1 pseudogene is annotated in these 1,258 nt (G+C 48.9%); it reads left to right on the forward strand.

What is annotated here, in order from left to right:
• Positions 1 to 1,258 (forward strand): annotated as a pseudogene (locus tag BUA60_RS23125) (hypothetical protein); the annotation flags it as partial.

Below are 1,258 nucleotides of genomic sequence, written 5' to 3' on the forward strand. Positions count from 1 at the left end.
GATGTTGCTGGAAGTGGACTTGTACAGAACGCGACCACTGGAGCATTGGAAGTAGACGGTACAGCGATCACTGGTGACGGTGACATTACTTCTTCGGACCTAACGGTAGGTGGCGATGCCAATGCTTTATTGGGAGATGTTACCCTTGAAATAGCAGCTGGAGCCGTGGGGACTACAGAATTGGCTGCAGATGCGGTGACCAATGCAAAACTGGCCGACGATGCGGTTCAGACAGAAAACATATTAAGTGGTGGCAACGATAAAGTGTTGGTTACCGATGTAGTGGGTACGGTTGCCTGGGTGGACAAATCCAGCTTCGATGCCATCGCCGATCAGATTACTATAACTGGAGTGGGTACCACCTTGGATCCCTTTAAGGTAGAGGATCTTTCCATAGTAACGGCAAAATTGGCCGATGGAGCAGTGACTACCGTAAAATTGGGCGATGATGCGGTTACAAATGCAAAGTTGGCGGACAATGCAGTACAGACAGAAAATATATTAAGTGGAGGTAACGATAAGGTATTGGTTACCGATGCCGTTGGTACGGTGGAGTGGATCGACAAGTCGAGCTTTGCTGCTATAGCCGATCAGGTAACGATTACGGGAGCTGGAACCTCTGGGGATCCTTTCAAAGTGGAGGACCTTTCTATAGTAACTGCAAAATTAGGCGCCGATGCGGTTACCAACGCTAAATTGGCGGACAATGCGGTACAGACAGAAAACATATTGAGTGGTGGTAACGATAAGGTATTGGTTACCGATGCCGTTGGAACCGTGGTTTGGGTGGACAAGTCCAGCTTTGCAGTTCTTGCCGACCAAGTAACTATTACCGGTTTAGGCACAACCTTGGATCCTTTCAAGGTAGAGGACCTTTCCATAGTAAATTCCAAACTAGGCCCGGATGCGGTTACCAATGCCAAGTTGGCCGATGATGCGGTTCAATTGGAAAACATAGCCGATGGTACGGCCTCCGGACAGGTAATGCAATGGGACGGGACCGACTGGATTCTGGTAGATTTAGGTTCTGTTACAGTAACCGAAAATGACGGTGTAATAGGCAACGAGGTAACAAACGCAACCGATGGAACTTTGATCCGTTCAGGAGCAGGTACAACCGTAAGTCCCTATACTTTGGACGTGGCCACAGGTGGAATCACAGTCAATGAACTGGCAGATGATGCCGTGACGGCTGCTAAGATCAATGCTGATGTTGCTGGAAGTGGACTTGTACAGAACGCGACCACTGGAGCATTGG

This window comes from Arenibacter palladensis (assembly GCF_900129275.1).
GTDB classification, from domain to species: Bacteria; Bacteroidota; Bacteroidia; order Flavobacteriales; family Flavobacteriaceae; genus Arenibacter; species Arenibacter palladensis.